Annotated in this window: 18 protein-coding genes; 4 read left to right on the forward strand and 14 right to left on the reverse strand. The window is 69.1% G+C overall.

Going from position 1 to position 20238, the window contains the following annotated elements; all coding sequences use genetic code 11:
- Window positions 1–8: 8 nt before the first annotated feature.
- The 4 genes from KUG38_RS02775 to KUG38_RS02790 are packed head-to-tail and all read right to left on the reverse strand — an operon-like array spanning window position 9 to window position 4948.
- Window positions 9–1025 carry a PhoH family protein gene (locus KUG38_RS02775; RefSeq protein ID WP_216918963.1) on the reverse strand — a complete coding sequence of 339 codons (1017 nt, stop codon included), beginning with the start codon at window positions 1023–1025 and terminating at the stop codon, window positions 9–11.
- Window positions 1022–1441 carry a 30S ribosomal protein S16 gene (gene rpsP, locus KUG38_RS02780; RefSeq protein WP_216918948.1) on the reverse strand — a complete coding sequence of 140 codons (420 nt, stop codon included), beginning with the start codon at window positions 1439–1441 and terminating at the stop codon, window positions 1022–1024. Before rpsP ends, KUG38_RS02775 begins: the two co-directional genes overlap by 4 nt.
- A gap of 46 nt (window positions 1442–1487) precedes the next feature.
- Window positions 1488–2981 (reverse strand): signal recognition particle protein, encoded by a 1494-nt coding sequence (ffh, locus tag KUG38_RS02785; RefSeq protein WP_216918949.1) that lies wholly within the window; start codon window positions 2979–2981, stop codon window positions 1488–1490.
- The gene (locus tag KUG38_RS02790; RefSeq protein ID WP_216918950.1) at window positions 2981–4948 is read right to left on the reverse strand and encodes an ARC6/PARC6 family protein; all 1968 of its coding nucleotides are present in this window, start codon (window positions 4946–4948) and stop codon (window positions 2981–2983) included. Before KUG38_RS02790 ends, ffh begins: the two co-directional genes overlap by 1 nt.
- 108 nt (window positions 4949–5056) lie before the next feature.
- On the opposite strand from KUG38_RS02790, the gene pdhA reads away from it, so the two are divergent.
- The gene (pdhA, locus tag KUG38_RS02795; RefSeq protein ID WP_216918951.1) at window positions 5057–6166 is read left to right on the forward strand and encodes a pyruvate dehydrogenase (acetyl-transferring) E1 component subunit alpha; all 1110 of its coding nucleotides are present in this window, start codon (window positions 5057–5059) and stop codon (window positions 6164–6166) included.
- 287 nt (window positions 6167–6453) lie between these two features.
- Window positions 6454–7230, forward strand: a complete 777-nt coding sequence (locus KUG38_RS02800; protein WP_216918952.1) for a hypothetical protein — start codon at window positions 6454–6456, stop codon at window positions 7228–7230.
- A 12-nt stretch (window positions 7231–7242) separates the two neighbouring features.
- Here KUG38_RS02800 and KUG38_RS02805 read toward each other — a convergent pair whose 3' ends face one another.
- Window positions 7243–8175: a sigma-70 family RNA polymerase sigma factor gene (locus KUG38_RS02805; RefSeq protein WP_216918953.1), complete on the reverse strand. Its 933-nt coding sequence runs from the start codon at window positions 8173–8175 to the stop codon at window positions 7243–7245.
- A 245-nt stretch (window positions 8176–8420) separates the two neighbouring features.
- Entirely contained in the window at window positions 8421–10061 is a 1641-nt protein-coding gene (locus KUG38_RS02810) for an NAD(P)H-hydrate epimerase (protein ID WP_216918954.1), read from the reverse strand.
- Window positions 10062–10209: 148 nt separating this feature from the next.
- On the opposite strand from KUG38_RS02810, the gene mnmA reads away from it, so the two are divergent.
- A complete protein-coding gene (mnmA, locus tag KUG38_RS02815) occupies window positions 10210–11325 on the forward strand; it encodes a tRNA 2-thiouridine(34) synthase MnmA (RefSeq protein WP_216918964.1) in 1116 nt (371 codons plus the stop codon).
- Here the strand turns inward: mnmA and glf are convergent.
- From glf to KUG38_RS02845, 6 genes are all read right to left on the reverse strand, one after another.
- On the reverse strand, window positions 11310–12434 hold the full coding sequence (gene glf, locus KUG38_RS02820; protein ID WP_286195574.1) for a UDP-galactopyranose mutase: 1125 nt from the start codon (window positions 12432–12434) through the stop codon (window positions 11310–11312). The two genes, mnmA and glf, sit on opposite strands and share 16 nt — an antisense overlap.
- A 24-nt stretch (window positions 12435–12458) precedes the next feature.
- Window positions 12459–13511, reverse strand: a complete 1053-nt coding sequence (locus tag KUG38_RS02825) for a radical SAM protein (RefSeq protein ID WP_353617700.1) — start codon at window positions 13509–13511, stop codon at window positions 12459–12461.
- A 117-nt stretch (window positions 13512–13628) separates the two neighbouring features.
- Window positions 13629–14669, reverse strand: a complete 1041-nt coding sequence (locus tag KUG38_RS02830) for a hypothetical protein (protein WP_216918957.1) — start codon at window positions 14667–14669, stop codon at window positions 13629–13631.
- 5 nt (window positions 14670–14674) lie between these two features.
- Entirely contained in the window at window positions 14675–14899 is a 225-nt protein-coding gene (locus tag KUG38_RS02835; RefSeq protein WP_502988677.1) for a 2Fe-2S iron-sulfur cluster binding domain-containing protein, read from the reverse strand.
- Window positions 14900–14970: 71 nt separating this feature from the next.
- Entirely contained in the window at window positions 14971–16488 is a 1518-nt protein-coding gene (locus KUG38_RS02840) for a cobyric acid synthase (protein ID WP_216918966.1), read from the reverse strand.
- 32 nt (window positions 16489–16520) lie between these two features.
- Complete coding sequence (locus tag KUG38_RS02845) at window positions 16521–16895, reverse strand: Npun_F0494 family protein (protein ID WP_216918958.1); 375 nt, start codon at window positions 16893–16895, stop codon at window positions 16521–16523.
- 54 nt (window positions 16896–16949) lie between these two features.
- On the opposite strand from KUG38_RS02845, the gene KUG38_RS02850 reads away from it, so the two are divergent.
- Window positions 16950–17555, forward strand: coding sequence for a nucleoside triphosphate pyrophosphatase (locus tag KUG38_RS02850; RefSeq protein ID WP_216918959.1), 606 nt, complete (start codon window positions 16950–16952; stop codon window positions 17553–17555).
- Here the strand turns inward: KUG38_RS02850 and KUG38_RS02855 are convergent.
- Window positions 17540–18562, reverse strand: a complete 1023-nt coding sequence (locus KUG38_RS02855; protein ID WP_216918960.1) for a hypothetical protein — start codon at window positions 18560–18562, stop codon at window positions 17540–17542. The genes KUG38_RS02850 and KUG38_RS02855 overlap by 16 nt on opposite strands.
- Window positions 18563–18763: 201 nt before the next feature.
- Window positions 18764–20152 carry a photosystem II reaction center protein CP43 gene (gene psbC, locus KUG38_RS02860; RefSeq protein ID WP_216918961.1) on the reverse strand — a complete coding sequence of 463 codons (1389 nt, stop codon included), beginning with the start codon at window positions 20150–20152 and terminating at the stop codon, window positions 18764–18766.
- Window positions 20153–20238: the final 86 nt, after the last annotated feature.

Below are 20238 nucleotides of genomic sequence, written 5' to 3' on the forward strand. Positions count from 1 at the left end.
TTCCGAGTTCATGGTTCCGATCGGGCAGGGGGGGCGTCCGTCCGTTTCCTGGCTGGGGGGGAGCCTGGGCGGGCATCGCGGCGGGCGTAGGCCTGCACGAGCCTTTGCACCAGCGGATGGCGCACCACGTCGGCGTCGGAGAAGCGGCAGATCGCCACGCCTTCGACCCCGGCCAGCACCTGCTCCGCCTCCACCAGGCCGCTCAGCTGGCCCGGGGGCAGGTCGATCTGGGTGGTGTCACCGGTCACGACCATGCGGGAGTTCTCCCCCAGCCGGGTGAGCACCATGCGCATCTGGGCGCAGGTGGTGTTCTGGGCCTCATCGAGGATCACGAAGGCATCGGCCAGGGTGCGTCCGCGCATGAAGGCCAGGGGGGCCACCTCGATCACGCCCTTCTCCAGGAGCTGGCTGGTGCGCTCCTGACCCAGGAGCCCGTGGAGGGCGTCGTAGAGGGGACGCAGATAGGGATCCACCTTCTGCTGCAGGTCGCCGGGCAGAAACCCGAGCCGCTCGCCGGCTTCCACCGCCGGCCGGGTCAGCACCAGCCGCTCCACCTTGCGCTCCTGCAGCATCCGCACGGCCAGGATCGTGGCCAGGAAGGTCTTGCCGGTGCCGGCGGGGCCGATCGCCAGGGTCAGGTCGTGGCGTTCAATCGCCTCGACATAGCTGTTCTGCCGCAGGGTGCGGGGACGCAGGGGACGTCCGGTGACGCTTGTGGCCAGCACCTGGAGCCCCATGCTGCGGTGCTGGTCGGAGCGCCCCGTGTCCAGGGCCGTCATGGCCGCCTGGATGTCCACCGGTCCGATGGGTTCGCCCCGTTGCCACAGCGGCTCAAGGAGCTGGACCAGGGCCTGCAGCCGCTCCACCTGGGCACTGCGGCCCCGGATCTGAAGATCGAGGCCCCTCAGGACGATCTGGGCACCTGTGAGGGCTTCAAGCCGACGCAGGGAAGCACCGTCGGTGCCGGCCAGGGCGATGGCGGCGGCGCTGTCGGGCAGGGCGAACGTGGAGGAGAGCTCGCTCAGGCCTCGGCGGCGGCAGGTTCGGCGGCAGCGGCAGCTTCGGCGGCGGCGGCAGCCTCAGCGGCCTGCTTGGCGGCCTCGGCTTCCTTGGCGGCGGCCGCTTCCTTGACCGCAGCAGCGGCGGCTTCCTCACGGGCCGCAGCCTGCTTGAGCTTGCCGACGGTCTCGGCCGGACGGGTGGTCTTCTCGATCAGGCCGCCCTTCTCGAGCAGGCTGCGCACGGTGTCGGTGGGCTGGGCTCCCTGGCCCAGACGGACGCGGATGGCCTCGGCGTCGAGGCGGGTTTCCTTGGTGCGGGGGTTGTAGAAGCCCAGTTCCTCGAGCGGACGGCCGTCGCGGCGGGAGGTGCTGTTGGTGGCCACCAGACGGAAACTCGCTTCCCGTTTCTTGCCGAACCGCTTCAGCCGGAGCTTGATCATCTGGAAAAGGGTGCTCGAAATGCAGCCCCCAATCCTACAGGCCGGCTCAGAGCTGTCCGAATCCCTTGCGCTTCTTGGCCGGCTTGGGGGGTTTGCGGGGCTGGCCGCCGCCGCGCCCACCGGGGCCGCCCATCCCCGGCATGCCACCCATTCCCGGCATCCCGGGCATGCCGCCCATCCCGGGCATGCCGCCCATGCCGGGAAAACCACCCATGCCAGGCATCCCGGGCATCCCCGGCATCCCGCCCCGGGTCATCTGCTGCATGAAGCCGCGCATCTTCTGGAAGTCCTGGAGCACCTTGTCCACATCCGCCGGGGTGTGGCCGCTGCCGGCGGCGATGCGGCGGCGGCGGGAGGGCTGGGCGGCGAGCAGTTCGGGCTGGCGGCGTTCGGCCTCGGTCATCGAGCCGATCATGGCCTCGATGCGCTTCAGCTGGCTCTCCCCCTGCCGGAGCATGCCGTCGTCGATCTTGTTCATCCCCGGGATCAGCTTCATCAGCCCGCCCAGGGAGCCCATGCGCTTGATCAGGCGCATCTGCTGCACGAAATCGGAGAAGTCGAAGCTGGCTTCCTGCAGCTTGCGCTGCATCTTCTCCACGTCGGCCAGCTCCACCTCCTTGGTGGCCTTCTCCACCAGGGTGAGCACATCGCCCATGCCCAGGATCCGGCTGGCCATCCGTTCGGGGTGGAACGGCTGCAGGGCCTCCACCTTCTCGCCGGTGCCGATGAACTTGATCGGGGCGCCGCTGACCTTGCGGATCGAGAGGGCGGCCCCGCCGCGGGAATCGCCGTCCAGCTTGGTGAGCACGGCGCCGGTGATGCCCACCTGCTCGTGGAAGGCCCTGGTCAGATCGGCCGCCTCCTGGCCGATCATCGAATCCACCACCAGCAGCACCTCATCCGGCGCCGAAGCCTCCCGGATCCGGACCATCTCCTCCATCATCGAGGTGTCGATCTGGAGGCGGCCGGCGGTGTCCACCAGAACGGTGTCGAAGCCCTCGTCCCGTCCCTTGGCCACGCCGGCGGCGGCGATCGCCTCCGGGGCGGCGTCGCTGCCGAGGCTGAAGACCTCCACGCCGATCTGGCGGCCCAGGGTCTGGAGCTGGTCGATGGCGGCCGGCCGGTAGACGTCGGCGGCCACCAGCAGGGGACGGCGGCCCTGCTCCTTCAGGTGCAGCCCCAGCTTGGCGGTGGCGGTGGTCTTGCCGGCCCCCTGCAGGCCGGCCATCAGGATCACGGTGGGCCCTTCGGCGGCCCGGGCCAGGGGGGCATTGGCGCCGCCCATGGTCTCCACGAGCTGTCCGTGCACCAGCTGGATGAACTGCTGGTCCGGGCTCACCCCGCGCACCACCTCGGCGCCCACCGCCTTGCGCCGCACCTCCTCGATGAACTCCTTCACCACCGGCAGGCTGACATCGGCCTCCAGCAGGGCCCGCCTCACATCGCGGAGGGCGCCATCGACGTTTGTCTCCGAGATGGCCGCCTGGCCCCGCAGTCCCTTGACCGCGTCTTCAAAGCGCTGGGAGAGTTCGTCGAACATCAGTTGAGGGATTGGGTGGCCACCAGGCGCCAGCTGTCGCCGTCGCGTCCGAATACATAACCATTGCGCAGCTCCATGGGCGCCGTGGTCTCCACCACCGTCCCCTTGTCATCGAGGCGCCGGTCGCTGTAGCGGAGCCGGGCGACGGCGACGATGCGCCGGGGCCCGCTTTCCGAAAGGGTCAGGTCGGTGATCCGCACGTCCAGCCGCTGGGTCTGGCCCTTGGCGGCATCACTGCGGCGCTCGCTGGCGAGCCGCTCCACCGGCCCTTCCCGGGCGATGCGATCCAGCCCCTGGGGCATGGGCTCACCGGCCAGCACGTCACCCTTGACCGTCAGCCAGTTCTCCAGCAGCCGGCGGACCTGGGCCGCATCCGGACGGGGGCTGGTGAGGGGCGTGAGGCTCTGGCTGATCGCCGGGGCGGGGGTGGGCGCCGGGGCGGCTGGAGGCTTGGCGGGGGGAGCCGGCAGCGGAGCCGGCGGCGGCGGTGGCGGCGCGCTCTGGCGCTGCCGCAGCACCCAGGCGCCGGCCAGCAGCAGCAGCAGGGCGGCGCCGCCCGCCAGCAGCCAGGGCCGGGGGGGCACGGGCCAGCGCAGGGGCACCTCGTCATCCAGTTCCCCGTCGTCGTCGGCATCCGGTTCTGCGCCCGGTGCAGAAAGGGGGGCGAAGACCTCCGGGGCCGAGGCGGGGGGAGCGAAGGATGCGGAGGCCGGAAAGTCAGGGGTGTCGAAGGTGGGGAAGGGGGGAGGGGCCGCAGCGGCCGGCGCCGCCGGCGCCGAGAGGTAGGCACGGCCCCGGCGCTGGTCCTCCCGCTCCACATAGGCCACCACGTCCCGGTCGCTGAAGTAGGCCACCAGATCCGGTTCCGCTTCCAGGTCCCGGTAGCCGGGCAGCACGTCCCGCACCAGCCAGTCGCTGCAGTAGGCGCAGAGCTGGCCGAGGGGATCGTCACTCTTGGCGGCCGCCCAGGCCTTGAGGTCCTCGCTGGCGCCGCTGTCGAAGCAGGCCCTCGCCGTGTCGGCTTCCCCCAGCAGCAGGTGCAGGTTGGCGAGCAGGGGCTCGACGCCCTCCCGTCCGCTGCGCTGCAGGCGGTTTCTGGCATCGGCGATGCGTTCGGGTTTGCGCTGGGCGAAACCGGAGGCGGTGAGGGCGATGGTGGCCAGGAAGTCGGCCGCCTCGGATCCGCTGGCCGCCCAGCGGCTGAACAGATCCACCTGTTCCTGGACGGTGAGGAAGGAGCGGATCTGGTGGAAGAAGGTCTGGAAGTCCTGGCGGGGGAAGTGGGGATCGCCATCCCCTTCGAGGCCCCCGCGCCGCTGCACCAGCTGCTCCAGCAGCGCCAGTCCCTCGCGCCGCTCGGTGCCGGCGGCCAGATCACGGCTGAGCAGATCGAGGACGCGATAGGGGGTGAGCCGATCCAGCCGGGCGTTCATGGTTTCCCTGAGCTCGGGTTGCCTGCCGAGACGTTGCAGCAGCTGCAGGCCCTGCCGCAGGGTGCGGGCGGCGGCTTCGAAGCGCCGCTGCTCCTCCAGCTCCTTGGCGGCCTCGAGGCAGGACAGTCCCGCCAGGAGGGTCAGATCGGTTTCGCGGCCGCTGCCCAGGGTGGGGGCCTGGGGCAGCTGCAGGCAGCGGCTGGCCAGCTCGAAGGCGTCCAGGGGCTGGCCGCCCTCCATCAGCAGCAGCAGTCCGCCCACCTGGCGGGTGGTGGCGATCTCGAGGGCGGGCTGCAGGGAGCCGGCGGTGTCGGCCAGCCCCGTCAGTTCCGCTTCGTAGGCGGCACGACGATCATGGTCACAGAGCAGGTCGGCGCTGGCGCGGAGCAGGTCGGCCCGCGCCTGCAGGGTTTCCGGGGTGAAGCCCGCGTGGGGCAGCCGGTCCAGTCGCGACTGGAGGGTGCGCAGGACCCCCTGGGCGTCGGCGGAGGGAGAGACGCCCAGCAACCGGAAGTGATCGATCGGCAGGTCCAATCCGATGAGGCCGCTGGGGCGCGACTGTAGTCAGAGGCAGTGGTTTTGACTGTCATCAGGGAACGGACCCCGTACAGTCGTGGCCACGAATCGCATCGCCTTCCTGCCATGACTCAGGAATTGACCGCGGCGCGGGCAGCGCAGCCCGGCATCGTCGGGGCAAGCTCCTCGACCGAGGAGGCCGGCAGCCATGCGGTGCGGCTCGAGGGTCTGTACCCCGCAGAGCGGGCCAGTGTCAGCCGGGAGGAGGGCCTGATGCTCTACCGCGACATGACCCTGGGGCGCCGCTTCGAGGACAAGTGCGCCGAGATGTACTACCGCGGCAAGATGTTCGGCTTTGTGCATCTGTACAACGGCCAGGAGGCCGTTTCCACCGGGGTGATCCGGGCGATGCGCCTCCAGCACGACTGGTTCTGCAGCACTTACCGCGACCATGTCCATGCCCTGAGCTGCGGTGTGCCGGCCCGGGAGGTGATGAGCGAGCTGTTCGGCAAGGCCACCGGCTGCAGCAAGGGGCGGGGCGGGTCGATGCACCTGTTCTCCCGGGAGCACCATCTTCTCGGCGGCTATGCGTTCATCGGCGAGGGCATCCCCGTGGCGCTGGGGGCGGCCTTCACCAGCCGCTACAAGCGTGATGCCCTCGGCCAGGCCGACAGCGATGCGGTCACGGCGGCCTTCTTCGGGGATGGCACCTGCAACATCGGCCAGTTCTACGAATGCCTGAACATGGCCTCGCTGTGGAAACTGCCGATCCTGTTCGTGGTCGAGAACAACCGTTGGGCCATCGGCATGGACCACAACCGGGCCACCAGCGAGCCGGAGATCTGGCGCAAGGCGGCGGGCTTCGGCATGGTCGGCGAAGAGGTCGACGGCATGGATGTGCTGGCCGTGCGGGCGGCGGCCCAGCGGGCGATCGCCCGGGCCCGGGCCGGAGAGGGTCCCACCCTGCTGGAATGTCTCACTTACCGCTTCCGCGGCCACTCCCTGGCGGATCCCGACGAACTCCGCGAAGCGGCCGAGAAGGAGTTCTGGGCCAAGCGTGATCCCATCAAGCAACTGGCCGGCCGCCTGGTCGAGGACGGTCTGGCCGCGGCCGAGGAGCTCAAGGAGATCGACAGGGAGATCGACGCCGTCGTGGCCGATTGCGTCGAGTTCGCCCTGGCGGCCCCCGAGCCCGATGGCAGTGAACTCACCCGCTACATCTGGGCCGACGACTGACCAGCAGGCTGTTGGCGGTACGGCGCCGGCCATGCTGGAACAGCTCGGATGGGGCCGACTTCTGACGTCCGGGATTGTTGAAATGTCCCTGCTTTATCCCAGCCTTCCGTCATGATGACCAGGCGATGTTCTTGCATTGAGCCGATGTTAGTATCGCTGAAATCGCCTGGACGGCAGCGGGTCTGATGGCCAAGCGTGTACTTGTCACTTTCACGGATCACCGCATGAAAGTGGCCCGCCGTCGCCTATGCCGCCAGGCGAAAGAGATGGGGGTGTACACGGATATCTTGGGGGCTTCTGAGTCCGATCTCGATCCTTCTTTTCGCCAGCTTTTTAAGGAGTATCTGACACCGGAGCACCGGGGTTTCGGCTACTACGCCTGGAAGCCCCAGATCGTTCTTCAGACCCTCGAGCGCCTGCAGGATGGCGACCTGGTGCACTGGGTTGATTCCGGCTGCCACCTCAACCCGGCGGGACGGGAGCGCCTGCTGGAGCTGTTCTCCATGGCCGCGGCGGCCCCTTCAGGCCTGCAGGGTTTCGAATGTCTGCCTCCCAACGGATCCCTCATCTACGAGGGCCGTCAGTTCCCCGACCAGTTGGAGGCCAGGTGGACGAAGGGCGACCTGCTGGACCGGCTGGCGGTGCGCGACCGGCCCGAGATCACGGGCACCCAGCAACTGGGGGCGACCACCTTCTTCGTGCGCAAGTGCCCTGCCGCCATGGACTTCATGCGGCACTGGGTCAGGGTGTTCAGCGAGGATTTCTCGATGATCGACGACCGCCCGTCCCGTTCCCCCAATCTGGAGGGGTTCATAGAGCACCGCCACGATCAGTCGATCTATTCGATCCTCGGCAAGTTGCTGCCCATCTCGACGACATCGGTGTTTGAGTTCTGGTTCCCACGGGCCGACAACTGCTGGCTGCCGGACTGGGAAAGGGTCGGCGAGGCTCCGATCCAGATCCGCCGCGACCGGGGCCTCAAGGGGGAGAGCCGGCTGAAGATCGCCGGGCTCCAGGCCAAGGGCTGGTTGAAGCGGGTTCTGGTGGGTGGGGGCCGCCGCTGAGGGCTCGGCCGATCAGGACAGGGGAACGGAGCTGCGGGTCGAGAGGGAGCGCAGCTTGCGCAGGGCCTTGAGTTCGATCTGCCGCACCCGCTCTCGGGAGACATCCAGCTGCCGACCGATTTCGGCCAGGGTGTGTCGCTCCATGCCGTCGAGGCCGAAGCGAAGGGCCAGCACCTCCTTCTCCTGGGCCGAGAGGTGGCCCATGAGCTCGGCCAGCTGCTCCTGGTGCATGCCCCGCTCGATGCGATCCAGCGGCTCCTCGGCGGAACCATCGGCGATCAGGTCGCCCAGGAAGCTGCGGCCGTCTTCCGCATGGATGGGGGCATCCAGGCTGGAGATGGTGAGCGCCTGGCGCAGCAGGGAATCGAGTTCCTCGACGGGAATGGCCATGGCCTCGGAGATCTCCCGGCGGCTGGGCATGGCGCCGAGCTTGTGGGCCAGCTCCAGGCTCACCTTGCGGACCGTCGTCAGCCGTTCGCTGAGGTGCACCGGCAGGCGGATGGCCCGGGACTGGCAGGCGATCGCCCGGGTCATGCTCTGGCGGATCCACCAGAAGGCATAGGTGGAGAACTTGTAGCCCCGGGTGGGATCGAACTTCTCGACGGCACGCTCGAGACCGAGGGAGCCCTCCTGGATCAGATCGAGCAGCTCGAGGCCCTTGCCCTGATACTTCTTGGCCACGCTCACCACGAGACGAAGATTGGCGCGCATCATCCGCTCCTTGGAGCGGCGGCCGACCTTGATCGTCTTGTTCTCCTGGATGGAGTATCCGGGTTTCGATTCCTCCACCAGGTGCATCATCGCCTGCACCTGGTTGCCGAGCTCGATCTCCTCGGCCGGGGTCAACAGAGGCTCTCTCCCGATGGAGGTGAGGTACCAGGTGATGGAATCACTCCCTCTGCGGGTGGAGCCCTCCCTTCTCGTCGCGACGGCGGAGACGGTCATAGGAGGGGGCGTAATGGCGCCTTCGAAAGTGTGAACGGATTATCCACCCACTGGCAGGGGCAGAAAGTGTCTGGAACAACTTTTAAGGATTTACATGTGAACCCACACACAATCGGATTTCTTTAGTGATTGTCTCCGGTTGGATGAGCAAAGGGCTAAATCTTCCGTGGGCCTGCACGAAGAACCACCAGTGTCGCCAGATGGGGAAGTGGCCTTTACCGTCCTATGTCGAGCGGTCCGGATCTTCATCCCAGCGACCCCTGCCCCGGCTCCCGCTCCTGCCCCGTCGCTCCCCGTGCCAACCCCTCGGCCACCGCGAGGGGGGTGACCCCGCCGGCCCCGTGCCGGCGATGGCCCCGGACTCCCGCCTGGGCGTGGTCGAGGGCGGCGGCCGCCAGCCAGGCGGCATCGGCCGGTGCCCCGGCCTGCGGCCCCCCCCTGGCGGCCAGCGCCAGGGCCCCCCGGCCCGCCGCGTAGCCGGCGAGCACATCCCCGAGTCCGGCCCTGGCCGCCTCCGGGCTGGCCTCCAGCAGCTGCCAGCGGCGCCCGTCGGGGGCCGCCACGACGCTGCGTGCCCCCTTGAGCAGCACGCTGGCGCCGGTGCGGCGGGCCGCCGCCGCCGCCGCCTCCGGCCGCGGGAGCGGGGCCAGGTCGGGAAAGAGCCTGCGGAACTCCTCCGCGTGGGGGGTGATCCAGGTGGGGCCCCGGCGCGTTTGGAGCCAGTCGCTGCCCATGGTCGCCAGGCGGTTGAGCCCATCGGCATCGAGCACCAGCAGGCCGCCGAAGTCGGCCAGGTCCTGCCAGCGCTGCCGTTCCGGGTCGTCGATCTCCGCCGCTGGCGGCGCACCGGCGGGGCCGACCCCGCCCAGGCCGGGACCCAGCAGCACCGCATCCAGCCGATCCAGCCAGCCCGCGTCCAGATCCGCCAGGGCCAGCCCCCCGGTCGGGGTGGCCCCCAGGCCGGGCTCCAGCACCACATGGGGGTGGATCTGCCAGAGGTGGGGGGTGACCTCCTGGGGCAGGGCGGCCCGGAGGCTGCCGCACCCGGACGCCGTGGCGCCGGCCAGGGCCAGGTGGGCGGCCCCCCGGAAGCGGCGGCTGCCGGCGACGACCAGCAGGCGGCCGCGGGCGTATTTCCCAACGGCCGGTTCCGGGACGGGCCAGGGGGCGGAGCCCTGGTCGCTGGCCCCCAGGCCCAGCAGCGGCTCGCCGCCGGGTTGGCCCAGGAGCGTGGCCGGCAATCCGAGGTCGATCCGCTCCAGCTGCCCCACCCAGCGCAGGGCCGTGTCCTGAACCAGCCCCCGTTTGATCAGGCCGATGGTGTAGGTGGTGGCGGCCGTGGCGGCCACGCCGCCGAGCAGGCCACCGTCATCGGCGTCCAGGCCGGTGGGGACATCGATGGCCACCAGGCCGCCGGGCCGCCGCTGCTGCCGGTCCTCCAGCAGGGCTTCGATCAGGGGGCCGGCCGGGCGCTGCTGGCCGATGCCGAAGAGGGCGTCCACCCAGAGGGCCGGATCGCCCGGATCGGGCGGGGCCTCCAGCAGGGGGATGCCGAGCCAGCGGGCATGGCGGAGGTGGGCCTCGGTGAGGGGGCGGCGACGCTCGAAGGGGCACCAGATCCGCACCCGGCCCCCGGCCAGGTGCCATTCCCTGGCCACCACCAACCCATCGCCGCCGTTATGGCCCGGACCCACGAGCACCAGCAGGCCATGCTGGCGGTCGCAACCCGGCCGTTCCGCCAGGCGGCGGCTCACCGCCAGGGCGGCCTTCTCCATCAGGGCCTCCACCGGCAGGCCGCTGGCGAACAGCTCCTGCTCGATGGCGGCCATGGCGGCGCCGCTCACCAGGACGTGATCGGCATCCGCCGGCGGCCAGGCGGTGGGCATCGGCCCGAGGTTCACGGCGGCCCGAGCAGTGCTCTCCCATGATGGAGCTGTCCGCCCGTTCCACCCATCGGGATCCTTGAGCCCCACCGCCGCCACGGTCTCCGTTCCGCCTGAGTCCCCCGCCCAGCCGCCCGCTGTCACCCCCGAGGTGGCCGAGGTGCTCGCACGCCTTGGCGACTGGCCGGGTGAACGGCGGGTGGCGGTGGGCCTCTCCGGCGGCGTCGACAGTTCCCTGACCGCGGCCCTGCTGGTGGCGGCCGGCTGGGAGGTGGAAGGCCTCACCCTCTGGCTGATGAGCGGCAAGGGCGCCTGCTGCGCCGAGGGTCTGGTGGATGCGGCCGGCATCTGCGACCAGCTGGGGGTCCCCCACCATGTGGTCGATTCCCGGACCCGGTTCCAGGAGCAGATCGTCGATTTCCTGGTGGAGGGGTACGGCGATGGCCTCACCCCGCTGCCCTGCTCCCGCTGCAACCGGGCGGTGAAGTTCGCTCCGATGCTGGAGTGGGCCGAGGCGGAGCGCGGCATCGGCCGCCTCGCCACGGGCCACTACGCCCGCCTGCGGCAGGACGGCCGCCACCAGCTGCTGCGGGGCCTGGATTCCCACAAGGACCAGAGCTACTTCCTCTACGACCTGCCCCAGTCCGTGCTGGGCCGGCTGGTCTTCCCCCTCGGTGAGCTCACCAAGGAGGCCACCCGCGCCGAGGCCGCACGCCTCGGCCTGCGCACCGCCGCCAAGCCCGAAAGCCAGGACCTCTGCCTCGCCGACCACCACGGCTCGATGCGGGCGTTCCTGGATGCCTACCTGGCGCCCCGCCAGGGCGAGATCGTCCTGGCGGACGGCACGGTGCTCGGGCAGCACGACGGGATCGAGCACTTCACCATCGGACAGCGCAAGGGGCTGGGGGTCGCCTGGAGCGAACCGCTCCATGTGGTGCGGTTGGATGGGGCCATGAACCGGGTGGTGGTGGCCCCCCGGCGGGAGGCAACGCGCCAGTCCTGTGTGGTGGGAGCCATCAATTGGGTGTCGATCGCGCCGCCCAGCGGGCCGGTCGAGGTGGAGGTGCAGGTGCGCTACCGCAGCCTGCCGGAGCGGGCCCTGCTGACGCCCCTGCCCGAAACGGCCGCCGACCACGCCGCCGGACGGCCCCATCGGGCCCGGCTCGACTTCGCCGAGCCCCAGTTCTCGGTGGCTCCGGGGCAGGCGGCGGTGGCCTACAGCGGCGAGGTGCTCCTCGGTGGCGGGCTGATTCAGGCCGACGCCTGACGGCTCTCGCTGCGGAACCGGTTCATCGCCGATTCGATCACCACGTGCATGTCCATGTACTTGTACTCGGAGAGACGGCCGCCGAAGATCACGTTCTCCGTGCCCTGGGAGAGCTCCTGATAGCGCCGGTACAGCCCCTGGTTGTGGGCATCGTTGACCGGGTAGTAGGGGATGGCGTCACCGCTGCAGGGGCGGGGGTACTCCCTGGTGATCACGGTGACGGGGGAGCTGGAGCCTTCGAAGTGCTTGTGCTCGATGATCCGGGTGAAGGGCTCGCTGGTATCGCAGTAATTGATCACGGCATTCCCCTGGACGTTGTCGGTCTCCACCACGGCGTTGTCGAACTCCAGGGAGCGGTACTCCAGCCGCCCCAGCGCGTAGTCGAAGTACTGGTCGATGCAGCCGGTGTAGACCACCTTCTGGGCCAGGCGCCCCAGCGGGGTGCGGTCGGCGAAGTAATCGACGTTGAGGCGGACCTCGATGCCCTCCAGCATGGCCTCGAACAGGGCCGTGTAACCGCCGATCGGAATGCCCTGGTAGCGGTCGGAGAAATAGTTGTTGTCGTAGGTGAAGCGCAACGGCAGCCGCTTGATGATGAAGGCGGGCAGCTCACGGGGATCCTTGCCCCACTGTTTGCGGGTGTAGTCGCGGATCAGGGTCTCGTAGATGTCCTTCCCCACCAGCGACAGGGCCTGCTCCTCCAGGTTGGTGGGTTCGCCGGTGAAGCGCTGCGAGGCGATCTTCTGGCGGGCTTCCTCGGGCGTGCGCGTCTGCCAGAGCTCGTAGAAGGTATTCATGTTGAACGGCAGTGAATAGAGCTTGCCTCCGGAGATCGCCTTGGGCGAGTTGATGTAGTTATTGAATTCAGCGAATCTGTTGACGAAGGCCCAGACGGCCTTGTTGCTGGTGTGAAAGATATGGGCGCCGTAACGATGGACGTTGATGCCTTCCAGCTTCTCCGTATAGCAATTGCCACCGATGTGGGGGCGGCGCTCGACGATCAGACAACGCTTGCCGGCATCGGTGGCGAGTCGGGCAAAGGTGGCACCGAACAGCCCGCAGCCGACGATCAGATAGTCGTAGGAGGGGGCGTCGGCCTTGCGGCGCAAGGCGGCATCATTGGATGTCACTGATCAGCGAAAATCCTTCAGATCGACGGGCAGAAGGTTTTCGATCGATTGCTGGATCTCCGGCGGCTCCTGCATGCCATAGGTGGCGAAGATGTTGATGCCGGTGCTGGTGCACTTCTTGCAGAGTTCGCTGCCATAGCGCTTGGCCTGCATCACCTGGTAGGGGGTGTCCAGATAGTTGGCGATCGATGGGGCGGAGGGGGACTGCACGCAGCAGACCGAGAAGTTGCCTTCGTGGTCGAGGCAGACCTGGGACTCGCGCATGAAGCAGTTCTGTGATCGGTGGTCACCGATGGCCTGCTGTACCAGCTGGGGGCTGTAGTAGATGTACTCGAGTTCCGGGGGGATCGTTTCGAGCCCGTCGAACATCTTGTCGATGGGCATGTAATAGGCGTGGTAGGGGCTGAATTTCATCCCCAGCTTTTCGCAGAAGTGCTTAAACAGGTGCACTTCATGCAGGTTCTCCTTGTGTACCAGGTAACGCACGTCGATGTTCTTGAAGCATTCCCAGTCGCCGAGGGTTTCGGAGATGCGGATCAGGTTGGCGAGCACCGGTTCGATCCGGCCGCCCTTGTGGTTGATCTGGTAGGTGCGCTGGGTGAAGCCCGACACCGTGATCGTGAAATTCCAGAGGTGCAGGGGCTTGAGCAGGGACCAGTCGTAGTCGTAATTGAGATTGGAGGAGATGCCGCAAGGGACGCCATGGCTCTCGGCGCTGGCAATCAGTTCATGGAGCTTGGAATGGAGCGTCGGTTCCGTCCAGTTGTACAGACCGAAGCGGCAGTTGCCATTGGTGTCGGCCTTGGCCTTCAGGCAGATCTTCTCGAACAGCTCGATCGGCATCTCCGTCAGCTTCTGGCCGATGCTGTTCGTGTACTCGGGCATGCCGACGGGACAGGCGGTGCAGCGGAGATTGCAGCCACTCACCACATCCACCCAGAATTCAATGACTTTCTGACCGGGAGGTACAGGGGAGTATTCAGGCCATAGAAAACGCTTGACAGCCGATTGCACGTTCTTCGGAACGGCACGCTTCAGGACTGTTGGCAGCGCCATCTAGATTCCTACAGAAACGTCTTGCGTCTTTGCATCGTAGCTCCTGCCCGCTGACATCGAAGCTCCTGTGGTTTCGATTCGACGATGACGCCGCAGCCACCTGGCTGATGCGGCGACTCAGCGGTTCGTTGTCTGTCCACCCATGCCGGAGGCCCCCTGCAGGCGCCGCCCCAGTCCCTGCAGCGTCCGCTGGCGCCGTCGCCACCAGCAGCTGACCGGCGGCGGCGCCAGCCACCGCGCCAGCCGCCCCAGGCGCCGGCCCCAGGCCACCCGCAGGTGCTGGGCCATCCGCTCCCGCCGGCAGCTGGCCAGCTGGGCGGCCGAAGGACCCCGGTAGGCCGGCAGGTCCAGCTGCAGGGCCAGCCGCTCGGTGGCTTCGCGCCAGTACCGGGTGGCCTCCTGCTTGATCTGCCAGCACTCCCGGATCGAGCCGACGCTCAGCAGCGTCTCCGCCGAGAAGCGCCCCACCTCGAGGATCCCGGGCAGTCCCAGGGGGTTGGTGCCCTGTTCGCTGATCACCAGGCAGCCATGCAGGGGCGCCTGCCACATGCGGCCGGAGAGGGTGATGCCCCGCTGGTAGGGGTACATCAGGCCGTAGCAGCACCAGGCGCCTGCCAGCTGGCGATTCGCTTCGAGGTAGCTGAGGCCGTGGGTGGCCAGGCCCAGCCGGTCCCAGCGGCCGCCGAACACCTGCACCAGCCCCCGGCGCGCCAGCCGGGCCAGATCCTGCTGGTAGGGGTCGTCGCCCATTGGTTTGAAATTGGCGATGTGCAGCGGCCTGCCGGCCCGTTTGCGGAACGGGCTCTGTTGCCAGAACTCGGGGACCACCGGCAGGTACCCCGGCACCCAGCGCAGCCCCTCGGGCACCTGGTCTGGTCGGAACAGGGAAATGAGGCGGATCTCACGGGCGCGGGGGAAGCGCTCAGGCCAGTTCACCTCGAGCTCCTTGACGTAGTCGTACACATGCACGATTCCCCGGTGGTCCTGATAGGCGTGGCCAGGATCGCCGCGCAGGATCACCAGCAGGTCGAGGTCCGGATCGACACCGCCTCGGGCAAACCCGTAGCCCGCGGCCCGATAGAACAACCGCACGTTCCAGATCACGTCGAGATCCTGGAAATCGATCGAGAGGATGTGGAACCGGGGGGGGGAACTCACACGGCCTACCAGTGGGGATCGCTGGCCAGGCTGACGGTCAGCCGGCCGCTCGGACTGGAGGGCACGGTGGCCACGCAGGCCCGCACCATGCGTCCATTGACCTCGATCTCGCAGGCGCCGCAACTGCCCCCCAGGCAACCGGTGGGGATCAACACCGCCGCCTGGCGGGCGGCCTCCAGCCAGTCCTGGCCAGGGGGGGCCGTCGTGGTGCGTCCGTCCGGCCACGCGATGGTGATGGCAGGGCGGGGGATGGCGATGGGGAGAGGGCTGTTCTGGCGGAAATCTAGGGGGTGGCGACCGCTCAGGCCCGTCGCCCCTGGGGGGGAGGACCCGGGGCCAGCAGGGGCGCCAGGTCGATGTGGGCCTCGAAGGCGTCGGCCAGGCGATCGAGCAGGGCGTCCCGCTGGCGGCCGTGGTGGGGCTGGTTCTCCTCCAGGGGCGGCAGCTGGCGCCGCTGCCGCAGCTGGTTGAGCCAGCGGCGCCGCCAGGGCCCGTTCTCGAAGATGCCGTGCAGGTAGGTGCCGGCCACCAGACCCCCCTGGCCGCCGGACTCCGTCCACCAGCCCAGGGCCCCGTCCTGCGCCAGGGGTGCGCAACCTGCCGGGTCGGTCCGCTCGCTGCGGCCGTGGTGCAGTTCGAAGCCCTCCACCACAGGGAAGTCGCCCGGGCCGGGGGGCCAGAGGGCCCGGCTCTGCCGTTGCCGCAGCGCCTTGTCGCCCTGGAAGACGGTGTGCAGGGGCAGCAGGCCCAGCCCGCCCACCCGCTCCCCGGGCTGGCCCCCTTCGAGGCCTTCGGGGTCGTGCAGTTCCTCGCCCAGCATCTGCAGGCCGCCGCAGAGGGCGAACACCTGTCCCCCCCGGGCCACGTAGGACCGCAGCTGCTCCGCCATCCCGCTGCTGCGCAGCGACGCCAGGTCCCGCAGGGTCTGCTTGCTGCCGGGCAGGATCACGGCGTCGGGCTGCTCCAGGGGCTCCCCCGGCCGCTGCCAGCGAAGCCGCACGCTGGGCTCCGCCTCGAGCGGGTCGAGGTCGGAGAAGTTGCTCAGGGAGGGCAGGCGCACCACCACCAGGTCGAGCTCGGCGCGGGGCTTGCGGCTCCCCCGCTCCAGCAGGTCGAGGGAGTCCTCGGGGGGAAACAGCTCGTCGAGCCAGGGCATCACCCCCAGCACGGGCACCCCGGTCTGCTGCTCCAGCCAGTCGCGGCCGGCATCGAACAGGGAACGGCGGCCGCGGAAGCGGTTGATCAGCAGCCCGCCGATCAGGGGCCGCTCCACCGGCCGCAGCAATGCCAGGGTGCCGACGATCTGGGCGAAGACGCCGCCCCGTTCGATGTCCGCCACCAGCAGGCAGCGGGCCCGCAGGTACTGGGCCAGCCGCAGGTTGGTGAGGTCCCTGGCCTGCAGATTCACCTCCACCGGGCTGCCGGCCCCCTCCAGCACCAGCCGGCCGCCGGGGTGGGCGGCCTGGAGCTCCGCCAGTCCCGTCCGGATCGCCGCCCAGCCGGGCCGGAACCAGTCGCGGTAGTAGTGCTCCGCCCGGGCCGTGCCCACCGAGCGCCCCAGGTGGATCACCTCACTGGTGCTGTCGCCCCGGGGCTTGAGCAGCACCGGGTTCATCGCCACCCGCGGCTCCAGGCCCGCGGCCCAGGCCTGCAGGGCCTGGGAGTAGGCCATCTCCCCGCCCTGCGGGTCGACCCAGGCGTTGAGGCTCATGTTCTGCCCCTTGAAGGGCAGGGGCTGCTCCCCCCGGCGCCGCAGCACCCGGCAGAGGGCGGCGGTCATCAGCGATTTGCCGGCGCCGCTGCTGGTGCCCAGCACCATCAGCGGCCGGGGAGAGGCGGGGTGGGGGCGGTTCAAAGGCGGGGGCGGTGGCGGCGCAGCGCCTCCAGGATCCGCTCCCGCCGGCCCGCCCGCGGAATTTCGCCCGGCCAGCGCCGCAGCAGCTGGCGGCCCATCGGCGTCAGCCGCACGCGCTCGGTGAGTCCCTGGCCATCGACTTCCCGCCGCAGTACCCCCAGCCGGATCAGCCAGAGGAAATGGTCCTCGGTCCGCTCGCTGCTGAGGGGAAGGAAGGTGAAGGGGGCAGGGACCTCGACGCGGCCGGCCAGTTCCGTGCTGCTCAGGGGCCCTTCCCCCACCGCCTCGTAGAAGCGGCGGCGGAAGGGGAGGCAGCGGAGGGAGAGGGCGGCCCGCGCCAGCGAACGGGACTCGGTGTCGGCCTGTGCCATCGCCCCATTCTCCCCAATCGACGGGCAGGCTGGAGACCCCGCTGGAGACCCCCCTTGCTGCTGCTGGCTTCCGCTTCCCCGGCCCGCCGCCGCCTGCTGGAGCAGGCCGGCATCCCCCACCGCATCCAGGTCAGCGGGGTGGATGAGGACGGGATCCGGGAGGCGGATCCCCGGCGCCTGGTGCAGGAGCTGGCGCTGGCCAAGGCCCGGGCCGTGGCCGCCACGCTCCCGTCGCCGGCGGACTGGCCGCCGTTTGGGGTGCTCGGGTGCGATTCCCTGCTGGAGGTGCAGGGGGAGCCCTGGGGCAAGCCCCGGGACGCCGCCGAGGCGGTGGCCCGCTGGCGGCGCATGGCCGGAGGCTGGGGGGATCTGCACACCGGCCATGGCCTGCTGCGGCGCCCCGCTGCCGGGGAGCCAGAGGAGCACCTGCAGGCGGTCGTGACCACGCGGGTGCACTTCGCCGCCCTCGACGAGGCCGCCATCCAGGCCTATGTGGCCAGCGGTGAACCCCTGGCCTGTGCCGGCGGCTTTGCCCTCGAGGGCCGCGGCGGTCTGGTGGTGGAGCGGCTGGAGGGCTGTTTCAGCAACGTGATCGGCCTCAGCCTGCCCCTGCTGCGGCGCTGGCTCGGCCCCGGGACCCTGGCTCAGGCGCCCGGGTGATGGGCACGGATCCGCCGCAGCCAGTAGGCCATCGACATGGTCTCGAGCACGGCGCGGCGCTGGGCCGGATCCTCGAACCGGGGATGCAGCTCGTCCCGCCAGGCCTCCAGCCGGGCGGGGGAGAGGCTTTGACTGTTCCAACCGTCGACAAAGGCCACCGGCAGATCGCCGAAGGCGACGGTGGTGGGATTGCGCTCGATGATCGGAATAGCGCCGGCCAGCAGGGCCGTGAACGCCTTCGGGCAGGGATCGAGGCCGCCGCCGCCGGCGCAGATCACGAAGGGATAGCGCTGGAGGGTCGGGAAGAAATCGTCGTAGGGAATCTGCTCGTGCACCTCGACGAACGCCCGCCACGCGCCGGTGGCGAACCGCATCACCGTTCGCCGGTTCTCCCATTGCGGACCTTCGCGCACGTAGTGGGCGCAGAAGGCCTTGAGGGGCCGCTCCCGGATGGCGATCGGCGCGTCGTCTGCCAGGGTCTGCCGGTAGATGACGTGGCCATCACTGTTGATGCAGCCCAGCGGAATCGGGGTGACACCGTCCAGCGGCGTGTCCAGATTCTCCGCATACCAGTGCAGCAGTCGGGGGTCGTCCAGGAGGCTGAGCAGCCGGTGCTGCAGGCCGGAGCCGAGATAGTCGGGGAACCGCCGATCCACCTGCCGGGGCAGGGTGGTGTCGGCATCGCCCGTGATCAGAACGAAGCGGGATGGGGCCGCGATGCGGGGGAGATAGCGGTCCAGAAACAGATCCAGGCACTCCGGCACCGCCTTGACGAACAGGAGTTGGGGCTGGACGCCCAGGTTGCCGAAGAAGCCATGGCGGGTCAGGCTCCAGTCCGCCCAGTGGGCGATCGAGGGGATCGTGGGCTCCACCAGCCGCGTGTTGAGCACCAGGCCGTTCCCCTCCGGGTTCCGCCGGCGCAGGGAGCGTCGGGTCGCTGAGAACCGGCGCCGGTTGATTTGCCCCTCGATGGCCTGGGTGCGACGCCGGATCCGGGGACCAAGCAAGACCCGGAGGGTGCGTGGCGATCGCCGGACCTTGCCGGTCAGCCTCCCCCACAGGCTCGAAGCGTCCGAGGGGGAAGGATCACCCATCGGATCTCCCAACGGCTGCGGCGGCCCCAAAGATACGGCAGCAAAAAGCCCCCGCCCGGGGGCGGAGGCAGAGGCTGATGGAAGGGGATCGGTGAACCGGTTCCCCCGGGTGCATCAGTCGAGGTCCGGCATGGCCAGGGTGGGCTCGGCCTGACGGTCGATGCCCTTCTCGAAACCGGCTGCGGCGGCACGGGCCCGGCCCGCATGCCACAGGTGACCGACCAGGAAGAAGAAGGCCAGCACGAACTGCGTGGAGGCCAGCCACTGGCGGATGTTGACGAAGTTCACCGAGTTGGGCTCGGTGATGATGCCGCCCACCGAGTTGAGGGAGGCGTTGGGGGCGTGGGTCATGTACTCAGCCGCCCGACGCACCTGCCAGGGCTGGATGTCGTTCTGGAGCTTGTCGAGGCTCAGACCGTTGGGGCCACGCAGGGGCTCCAGCCAGGGACCGCGGAAGTCCCAGAAGCGCATGGTTTCACCACCGAAGATGATCTCGCCGGTGGGGGAGCGCATCAGGTATTTGCCCAGGCCGGTGGGGCCCATGGCGGAACCGATGTTGGCGCCCATGCGTTGGTCGCGCACCAGGAAGGTGAAGCTCTGGGCCTGGGAGGCTTCGGCGTTGGTGGGGCCGTAGAACTCCGAGGGGTAGGCGGTGTTGTTGAACCAGATGTAGGACGAGGCGATGAAGCTCATGAAGCTCAGCGCGCCCAGGCTGTAGCTCAGGTAGGCCTCACCGTTCCAGATGAAGGCGCGACGCACCCAGCCGAAGGGCTTGGTGATGACGTGCCAGATGCCACCGAAGATGCAGATCAGACCGATCCAGATGTGGCCACCGATGATGTCCTCCATGGAGTCGACACCGATGATCCAGCCCTCGCCACCGAAGGGGGCGCGGGTGAGGTAGCCGAAGATCACCCCGGGGCTGAGGGTGGGGTTGCTGATCAGACGGACATCACCGCCGCCGGGGGCCCAGGTGTCATAGACACCGCCGAAGAACATGGCCTTGAACACCAGCAGCAGGGCACCCACACCGAGAAGGATGAGGTGGTAGCCAATGATGTTGGTCATCTGGTTCTTATCGCGCCAGTCCTGGGAGAAGAACGCGGAGTAGTTCTCCAGGATCTCCGGGCCGCGCAGGGCGTGATACAGGCCGCCGAGGCCGAGCACGGCGGAGCTGATCAGGTGCAGGACACCGACCACGAAGAACGGATAGAGGTCGGTGACCTCGCCGCCGGGGCCGACGCCGTAGCCGAGGGTGGCGACGTGGGGGAACAGGATCAGGCCCTGTTCGTACATGGGCTTGTCGAAGGTGAAGTGGCTCACCTCGAACAGCATCATGGCGCCGGCCCAGAAGACCATCAGGCCCGCGTGGGCCACGTGGGCACCGAGAAGACGGCCGGAGAGGTTGATCAGCCGGGCATTGCCCGCCCACCAGGCATAGCCGGTGGAGTCGAGGTCCTTGCCCCCGACCGAGATGAGACCGGAATTAAAGGGCGTTTCCACGGGGCAGAACCTCTTCAGGGAAGATGAAGTTTTCGTGCGGTTGGTCGGCAGGCGCCATCCAGGCACGCAGACCTTCGTTGAGCAGG

Origin of the sequence: Synechococcus sp. CCAP 1479/9 (assembly GCF_019038535.1) — a bacterium.
Lineage (GTDB): Bacteria > Cyanobacteriota > Cyanobacteriia > PCC-6307 > Cyanobiaceae > Cyanobium.